Here is an 8,739-nt window from a genome sequence, read left to right as displayed (position 1 = left end):
GCGGGTTCCTGATCTGGCCGGCCGGTATTGCCGACGTGCCGGCCCTGTTCCGCATCCGCACCGCAGTGGTGGAGAACGCGATGACCATGGCGGAACTGGCCGCCCTGGGCATCACGCCGCCAAGCGTCGCGGCGGCCTTGAGCCGTGGCGAGGCCGCTGGCTGGCTGGCGCTGTGGGGTGGGCAGGAGGCCGGATTCTCGATGGTGCGGCCGGCGGAGGGCGACGTGTTCGCCCTGTTCGTCCTGCCGACGTATGAGGGCCGGGGCATTGGCCGCGCCCTGCTGCGCGAGGCCGAACGGTGCTTGGCGGATCGCGGGGTGGCGGAGGCCTGGCTGTGCACCGGTGCCGAGCCCGGCCTGCGCGCACCGGGCTTCTATCGTGCCGTCGGCTGGCGGGAAGCCGGGCGGATGCCGGACGGGCAGCTCCGGTTCGTCCGCGAGCTCCGCGACGGCTGAGGCGTCAGCCGGAGAAGGCGGCCAGGATTACCGGCATGGTGCCGAGTACGGCGACGAAGGCCACCAGGCCTGCGACTTCCAGCAGCCGGCTGAGCAGGTCGGTGCCCAGCCGGGCCCGGCCCTTCCAGCGGCCGATCCGGGACGAAAGCGGGCGGGCGGGCCAGCTTGGCACGGTAGCGATCATTGGCAGCGTCTCCTTCACACCCGACACTGGTACCCGGTTGACCCGGGCAGGTGGCATATGTTCACGTAACGTTCCGAGATCATCAAGCGCAAAACGAGAACATTGCGCGAAATGTCGAAGCCTGTTGCCGGCCATCGGATGGCGATGCTTGCCCGGCCGCGCCGGCCGTGCGAGCGCAGGCCGGTGTGAATTGCCTGCTGGCGCACCGACGATGCCCGCCTTTCTCCTGCTCCTGTCCCTCCTGCTCGCCGCCCTGCCGGCCAAGGCACAGCCGGCTCCGGCGAGCGACCCGCAGCACAAGGTGGAGGAATTCACCACGCTCCTGGCCGACCCCGACGTGCAGGCCTGGCTGCGGGAGCGGGCGGGAGAGCTGGCAGCGGCACCCGCCGCACCGGTTCCGGCCACGAATATTGGCGGCAGCGCGCTGACCGGCGCCTTTCATGAGCTCGAGGCACGGCTGGACGTCCTGCTGGCCGGCCTGCCCCGCCTGCCGGCCGACCTCGCCACGGCCGGCGACCGTCTCGCGCAGGAGATCGCCGAGGTGGGGCCGCTAGGGGCCCTGCTCCTGGTGCTGGGCTTCGTGGCGCTGGGGCTGGGCACGGAGTGGGTGTTCTGGCGCTCGAGCCGGTCCGTGCGCCGCCACATCGCCACCGCACCCATCGACACGCTCAGGCAGCGGCTGCGGATCATCGGCATCCGCTTCCTGTTCGGCCTATGCTGGATCGGCGCGTTCGCCGTTGGCAGCCTCGGCGCCTGCCTCCTGTTCCCCTGGCCGGCCTTCCTGCGCTCCCTGCTCCTGGGCGCGCTTGCGGTGATCCTGGCGGTCCGCTTCACCCTGGTGATCGCGCGGTTCCTCCTTTCGCCCGGCAACGAGAAGCTCCGGATCGTGCCGACCACCACGGAGGCCGCCTGGTTCTGGACCTGGCGGCTGGCGGTCTTCTTCGGCTACCTGGCGTTCGCCTGGGTCGTGCTCGACCTGGTGGCCGCGGTGGGGGTCACCGAGGTGTCGATGCGGCTCCTGGGCTACATGCTCGGGCTGGGTGCCCTCGTCATCCTGGGCGAGGCGATCTGGCGGCAGCCGCCGCGGCAGCCGGGGGCGCCCCGGCCGGCGGCAGCCCTCAGGGCCGCGATGATCGCCTATATCGCCTTCGCCTGGCTGGTCGGCCGCGTGCTGAACGTCGTGCCGCTGTTCGACGTGATGATCGTGGCCCTGCTGCTGCCGCTGGCCATCCGGATCTCGCATCGCGCGGTGCTGCACCTGCTGCGGCCGGGCGATCTGGACGGCGACGGCCTGCTGGGCGACCAGCCGGCGGCCCAGCAGCCGCCCTCGGCCTGGACCGTGGTGATCGAGCGCGGGCTGCGCCTGATGTTCTTCGCGATCGGCGCCTGGATCATCATCAGCGGCTTTGGCGTCGACATGAACATGATGCGCACGAGCGACGACCTGCTGGGCGTGTTCCTGCGCAACCTCCTGCGCGCGCTGGCGATCCTGCTGGTGGCCGACCTCCTGTGGCAGCTCGCCAAGACCGCGATCGATCATCACCTGGTGACGGCCACGGGCGGCAGCGAAACCGACCCGACCGAGGTCATCCGCCGCCGCCAGCGGGTCCGCACCCTCCTGCCGATCCTGCGCAACGTGCTGTTCGTGGTGCTGATCACCATGGCGGTGCTGATGGCGCTCTCGAGCCTGGGCGTGGAGGTTGGTCCGCTCATCGCCGGGGCCGGCGTGGTCGGCGTGGCGATCGGCTTTGGCGCGCAGACGCTGGTCAAGGATGTGATTAGCGGGATCTTTTACCTGCTCGACGACGCCTTCCGCATCGGCGAGTACATCGTGAGCGGCAGCTACAAGGGCACGGTGGAGAGTTTTTCGCTGCGCTCGGTCAAGCTGCGCCACCAGCGCGGCTCACTCTATACCGTCCCGTTCGGCGAGCTGGGCGCCATCCAGAACATGAGCCGCGACTGGGTGATCGACAAGCTGACGATCAACGTCACCTATGACACCGACCTGGACAAGGCCAAGAAGATCATCAAGCAGATCGGCAAGGACCTGCTGGCCGACGAGGAGCTGGGGCCGGGCTTCATCCAGCCGCTCAAGATGCAGGGCGTGAGCAGCTTCGGCGACTTCGCCATGCAGATCACGCTGAAGATGATGACCTATCCCGGCAAGCAGTTCACCATCCGCCGCAAGGCCTATGCGATGGTTAAGCGGGCATTTGCCGAGAACGGCATCCAGATCGCGGTGCCGACCGTGCGGGTCGCCGGCACGAATGCGCACGAAGGTGCCGACGCGGTCGCCGCCAAGGCCGCCAACGACGTCCTGGCGGCCAAGGCGGCACAAGCGTAAGGCCGGGCGGGGCCAGAGCGGCCCCGCCCGTCGCTCACCACTCCTCGTCGAACCCGCCGCCCATGTCGTCGACCTGCGGGACTTCTTCCTCGGAGCCGGCATCGGCGTAGTCCGGCTCCTCCTCGGCCGGCGCCTCGTCCACCGGAGCGGCCTCGGCGACGCCCGGGTCGAACATCGACATCAGCATGTTGCCGAGGATCATGCCGCCGGCCACGCCCATGGCCGTCTGCATGGCGCCGGCGAGGAAGCCGCCGCCCTGGCCGCCCTGGAACATGCCCGGCCGGTAACCCGGCGCGTGAACGGGTGCGGGGGGCGGCATGACGTTGCGCCCGGCGCCACCGCCGGCACCGCCGCCGAAGATGTTGGAAAGGAAGCCGCCGCCACCAGCAGGCTTCTGCACAGCAGCCTGCTGGTTCTGCAGCTTCCACTCCAGCTCGCGGATCTTGTTCTGGGCCTCCGCCTGCGCGTGCTCCAGGAAGAACGCCATTTGGGTGATGTAGTACTTCGTCTGCGGATTCTGCTGCATCAGCTGATCGATCTGGCGCTCCGCCTCCGGATCGCGCTCCGCCTCCAGCTTCTTCATCCGCTCAAAGAAATCACTGATCGCCTTGCGATCTTCTTCAGTCACGCTCGCCTCCTGGGATTTGGCCACGACCGAGCGCCGGCAGGTCGGGTCGACCTCCGGTCCATGCGCTGCTCGGCCATGTCTGCGTCAACGAGGGATTCCGGGCACATCGACAACAACCCCGAGATCGATGCCGGCCGCCAATGGCCGGCAGGGAAATCGGGGGTCCGACATCACGGACTGCCGGTCAGCAGGCCGTCAGAGGGGCCCGGACCCCGTTCACCTCCCACTTAGGGACCCAGCCAGCGTCGATCAAGCGGACGGGCGGCGGCGTCACATTAAGTTACGAAACAGCAGGACCGGCGCGTCCGGGCCGGCTACAGGATCGCCACCTCCGTCGGCACCGCCTGGACCTTGTCGATCCGGTGGCCTTCCAGCTCCACCACCTGGAACCGCCAGCCCTGCCAGTCGAACGCTTCGCCGGCCTTGGGAATCCGGCCGAGCTGCGCCAGCACGAAGCCCGCCAGGGTCGCGTAGTCGTCGCTCACCATGCCGCTGGCACCCAGCGTGCGCTCCACCGCGTCGATCGGCATCCGCCCGTCGAGCAGCCAGCTCCGCTCGCCGGCTTTTACCGCGTCGGGCAGGGTGTCGGCCGCCAGCTCGGGCAGGTCGCCGGCGATCGCCGCCAGGATGTCGGTGGGGGTCACCAGGCCCTCGAACGAGCCGTGCTCGTCCAGGACGATCGCGAGATGGACGGTCGAGGTCTTGAAGCGCTCCAGGGCCTTCAGGACCGGCAGGTTCTCGGGGATGTAGAGGGGCTCGCGCAGGGCGGCCATTAGGTCGATCCGCCCGGACTGGCGCTGCTGCTCCAGGAGATCCTTGGCATGGACGATGCCCAGCACGGCATCGACTTCGCCCCGGCAGACCGGGAAGCGCGAGCGGCCGCTCTGGTGGATCTCGTCCAGGATCGCCTGCGGCGGATCGTCGGCGTCCAGCCAGACCGCATCAACCCGCGGCACCATGATCGAGCGGACGGTGCGCCCGCCGAGCATCAGCACGCGCTCGATCATGGAGCTCTCCGCCGGCGAGAACACCGTCTCGCCGGCTCCGCTCGACACGAGGGCTGCCACCTCCTCCGACGCCTCCGGCTCCGCCTTGCCGCCGCGCAGGATGCGCAGCACCGCCTTGGAGGTGCGGTCCCGCAGGTCGGCCGTGGTCACCCGCTTGCGCACGTTGCGCCGGCCGATCTGGTTGGCCGCCTCGATCAAGATGGAGAAGCCGATCGCAGCGTAGAGGTAGCCCTTGGGGATGTGGAAGCCCAGGCCCTCGACGATCAGGCTGAAGCCGATCATCAGCAAGAAGCCCAGGCACAGGATCACCACGGTCGGGTGCCGGCTGACGAAGGCCATGAGCGGCCTGCTCGCCAGCATCATCACGGCGATGGCGACCACCACCGCGATCACCATGATCGAGAGCTCGCGCACCATCCCGACCGCGGTGATCACCGAATCCAGCGAGAACACGGCATCCAGCACCACGATCTGGGCGATGACGTGCCAGAACACCGCGTGCGCCCCGCTGGTCTCCTTGGCGCCGTGTGAGCCTTCCAGCCGCTCGTGCAGCTCCATCGTGCCCTTGAACAGGAGGAAGGCGCCGCCGAGGATCAGGATCACGTCACGCCAGGAGATCTCCGAGCCCAGCACTGTGACGATCGGATAGGTGAGGGTGACGATCCAGGAGATCGACGCCAGCAGCACCAGCCGCATCACCAGCGCCAGCGACAGGCCGATCAGGCGCGCGCGGTCGCGCTGCTCGGGCGGCAGCTTGTCCGCCAGGATCGCGATGAACACGAGATTGTCGATGCCCAGCACGATCTCGAGCACGATCAGCGTCGCGAGGCCGGCCCAGGCAGCCGGATCGGCCATCCACTCGAGGAACATGCCTAGCCCTCCCGCCGGCGGGCCGGGCGGCGAAGCCCGAAGGAAGGATTACAGAACGAAGGCTCGTCGGCGGGCATGTACATGGTCTGGATGGTGAACGGTTCGCCCAGCCTAGCGGTGGCGGGCCCCGCTCGGAAGCGGGCCCTGACAGGGCACTGCCATGCGGATCACCAGCGGCCGCTGCCCGGCCGCATCTGATCAGGATCCAGCCGGATCGGCAGGGCAGCGCGGATCGCCCGGTCGGCGGCCGGTTCGATATGCGCCGGGTAGTGCTCGGCCAGGATGGCGCGCACCCTGACGCGGGCACGGGTCACCATGTCGATCGAGCCCTGCTCCTGCCATTCCTTCGGCGAGGCGCGATCGGCCACGACTGGGTAGACATATTCCTTCTGCATCAGCCCGAGCGTCTGGGCATGGCCCAGATAATGGCCAGGGCCTTCCAGGCAGACCTCACGCATGGTGTCGAGCGACAGGCTCTCCTCGGTGACCTCGATGCCCTTCACCGTGCGCAGCACGGCACCCAGCATGTCGTCGTCGATCACGTAGCTTTCCAGGCAGGAGCCCAGCAGCGAGGCATGCATGCCGACCGACTCGTAGACCAGGTTGAGGCCGGCCTGCCCTGCCAGCACATCGGTATAGCCCTTCTCGTAGCCCGCCTGGGCATCCGGCAGCTTGCTGTCGCTCATGCCGGCGGCACTGCCGGTCGGCAGGTCGTAGAACCGCCCCATCTGGGCACAGGCCGCGGTGAGCAGGGCCTGCTCGCCCGAGCCGCCCGACATCGCCCCGGTGCGCAGGTCCGACACGAACGGCCAGGGACCGAAGATCGCGGGTGCTCCCGGCTTCAGCGCATTGACGTAGATGAGGCCGGCCAGGCACTCGGCCACCGCCTGGACCAGGGCGCCTGCCAGGGCCGCGGGTGCCGTGGCGCCGGCCTGGCCGGCTGACAGCAGCAGCACCGGCATCCCGGCATGCACGGCGGCTTCCAGCGCGGTACAGGCATCGTCGGCAAAGCGCATCGGCGGCACGACGAAGCAGCAGGACAGGGAAACGAACGGCCGCACGCGCCAGGCGGCCTCCGAGCCGGCGATTGCATGGAACATCGGCAGGGCCGCGTCGAGGTGCTCACCCTTCACGAACGAGGTGCCGACATGCTTGGCGGTGCCGGCCAGGCAGGCATAGGCGGTGTTGATATCCATCTCGAACGGGTCGGGCAGGTCACGCGGCACCACCGAGCGCTGGTAGAAGTGGACGTTGTCCAGCCGGTCGACCAGGCGGGCGATGTCGTAGAGGTCGTGCAGGGTCGATTCGCGATACCGTCCAGTGACGGCGTCGACCATGGTCACCGCGGCACCGGCGGTGCCGAAATGGACGCGGCTGCCGGACGGATCGAGGTCCAGGCGCGGGTCGCGCGCGCAGAGTGGGAAGCCCCGGGCGGCACGGGCGATGACGTCCTCGACCAGGGCGCGCGGAAAATGGATGCGCCCGCCTCTATGTTCGGCGCCGATCGCGGTTAGTGCGGCCACAGTCGAGGGCAGCGGCTGGCCGAAGCCGATCGTTTCCAGCGCGGTGAGTGCCGCCTCGTGCACGCGCTGCACCGCCGCCTCGTCGAGAGGCCGATAGCGCCCGCCCTCGAGGCCCGCCCGGACCACGCGCGCCGCGTCGGCGAGCGGCCGGGCGCGCAACTCGCGGCGGGCATCCCTGCCGCCACGCCGCCGGTAATTCTGCGTCAGGGCTCCGTCCTGCTCCGGGATGCCGTCCTGCGTGGAGATCATGGCCATCGTCGAGCCCTCCAGCGGCAGGATCCGGCCTGCCCCATCGGATAGCAGACTAGGCCGGGCCTGCCTGAGCGCGCGCGTCTGGTTTCGACATGGCGCGCTCGAAGATCGTCATCGCGTAGCTGCCGCGGCCGCCGGACCAGCCCGCCTGGAACCGGCGTTCTGCTGAAACCGTTCGGAGACCGCTGGGATCTCGCGAGAGTTAAGTTGAAGGATCTTTCATCCTTCCCGGGTGGACAGCCCGTGCAACAGTCGGGATCTAACAGCGCCCGAGCTTGAATTACGTGGTTGGGTAGAGGCGGTCGCTATCGATAGGGTGACGCCCCAGCCACAGGAGGAATGCGGAAACAATGGGTTGGAGCAAGATCTTCCAGGTTGGCCTGAGCGTTCTGGCCATCCTGGTTCTTGCGTGGTGGCTGGACTGGCAGGCGGTGGTCCAGGTCGCGGACCGCGCATCGCCCTCGCTGATTCTGCTGTGCTTGCTGCTCTACGCGGCACAGCGCTTCCTGATGGCCGGCAAGTGGCTCCTGCTCCTGCGGGTCCACGGCGTGCGCATGGGCCTCCTGCCCGCGACCTGGCTGTACAGCGCCGCGACCCTGGCCGGTTCGTTCCTTCCGGCGACGGTCGGCGGCGACGCCATGCGCGTGGGGTGGCTGTGGCGCAGCGGGGTGGATGCCAACGACGCGACCGCCTCCATCATGGTGGAGCGCATCGTCGGTGCCTTCGTGACCATGGCGATGGCGGTGGTCGGCATGGTCTGGCTGGGCCGGCTGGCGCCCTTGTCCCAGGAGATGCACGGCATGATCCTGGCAGCGGGCCTGGTCATGGCAGCCATCGCGACCGGCCTGGCCTGGTCCTGGTTCGGCCCGGCACGGCTGCGCCTGGCCTTGAGCGAGCATCGTCTGGCGGGGCGGATCCTGGCGCGCTTTCGCGCCGCCTGGCAGCGGCAGGGGCGACGTCCCGAGGTGGTCGCGGCATTTGCCGGTCTCACCGTGCTGGAGAGTGCCTATTCCCTGGCGCTCGGTTGGCTGACCGCCCAGGCGCTCGGGATCGAGGTGAGCTTCGTCGACCTGGCTGCCGCCTATGCGGTGGCACTCGCGATCACCCGGCTGCCGATCACCATCGACGGCATCGGCGTGTACGAGGGGATCATGGCGCTGCTGCTGGCCACGGTGGCCGGCCTGCCCGCTGCCGAGAGCGTGGCGCTCATCCTGGTGGGCCGCGTCCTGTTCCTGGTGGTGCATGGTACTGGCGCGCTGATGTTCGCGATCCATCAAGGGCCGCTGGTGGCCTACGCGCCGGACCGGGCCGAAGCGGCCAGCGCCGGCTAGGCCGCAGCCGGGAGCGAAGCCCGTGACCGCCTTGTGCGGCCATGGCTGGACAGGCCCGGCGAGGCGCCTATATCAGCGCCATGTACATCTTCGAAATCCTGCTGGTGTTCCTGGTCCTCGCCACGGCGGGGGTGCTGGTGGTCGG

The 8,739-nt window shown here is 69.1% G+C and carries 7 protein-coding genes; 3 read left to right on the top strand and 4 right to left on the bottom strand.

Annotated elements, in window-relative coordinates; genetic code table 11:
* Nucleotides 1-455: GNAT family N-acetyltransferase (locus EQG76_RS04255; protein ID WP_159710914.1), on the top strand; the 455-nt coding region annotated here is incomplete at its 5' end.
* Between the two features lie 4 nt (nt 456-459).
* Here the strand turns inward: EQG76_RS04255 and EQG76_RS04250 are convergent.
* Nucleotides 460-639: a hypothetical protein gene (locus EQG76_RS04250; protein ID WP_159710913.1), complete on the bottom strand. Its 180-nt coding sequence runs from the start codon at nt 637-639 to the stop codon at nt 460-462.
* A gap of 211 nt (nt 640-850) precedes the next feature.
* On the opposite strand from EQG76_RS04250, the gene EQG76_RS04245 reads away from it, so the two are divergent.
* Nucleotides 851-2,983 (top strand): mechanosensitive ion channel family protein, encoded by a 2,133-nt coding sequence (locus EQG76_RS04245; protein ID WP_159710912.1) that lies wholly within the window; start codon nt 851-853, stop codon nt 2,981-2,983.
* A gap of 34 nt (nt 2,984-3,017) precedes the next feature.
* Here EQG76_RS04245 and EQG76_RS04240 read toward each other — a convergent pair whose 3' ends face one another.
* From EQG76_RS04240 to EQG76_RS04230, 3 genes are all read right to left on the bottom strand, one after another.
* Complete coding sequence (locus tag EQG76_RS04240) at nt 3,018-3,611, bottom strand: DUF2076 domain-containing protein (RefSeq protein WP_159710911.1); 594 nt, start codon at nt 3,609-3,611, stop codon at nt 3,018-3,020.
* A gap of 314 nt (nt 3,612-3,925) precedes the next feature.
* Nucleotides 3,926-5,488: a TerC family protein gene (locus EQG76_RS04235; RefSeq protein WP_159710910.1), complete on the bottom strand. Its 1,563-nt coding sequence runs from the start codon at nt 5,486-5,488 to the stop codon at nt 3,926-3,928.
* Nucleotides 5,489-5,655: 167 nt separating this feature from the next.
* Nucleotides 5,656-7,260, bottom strand: a complete 1,605-nt coding sequence (locus tag EQG76_RS04230; protein WP_159710915.1) for a trimethylamine methyltransferase family protein — start codon at nt 7,258-7,260, stop codon at nt 5,656-5,658.
* A gap of 353 nt (nt 7,261-7,613) precedes the next feature.
* Between EQG76_RS04230 and EQG76_RS04225 the strand changes: the two genes are divergently transcribed.
* On the top strand, nt 7,614-8,594 hold the full coding sequence (locus tag EQG76_RS04225) for a lysylphosphatidylglycerol synthase transmembrane domain-containing protein (protein WP_159710891.1): 981 nt from the start codon (nt 7,614-7,616) through the stop codon (nt 8,592-8,594).
* The last annotated feature ends 145 nt before the right edge of the window (nt 8,595-8,739 follow it).

The organism is Geminicoccus flavidas, from assembly GCF_009806515.1.
Lineage (GTDB): Bacteria > Pseudomonadota > Alphaproteobacteria > Geminicoccales > Geminicoccaceae > Geminicoccus > Geminicoccus flavidus.
This window is presented reverse-complemented; position numbering and strand designations above follow the sequence as displayed.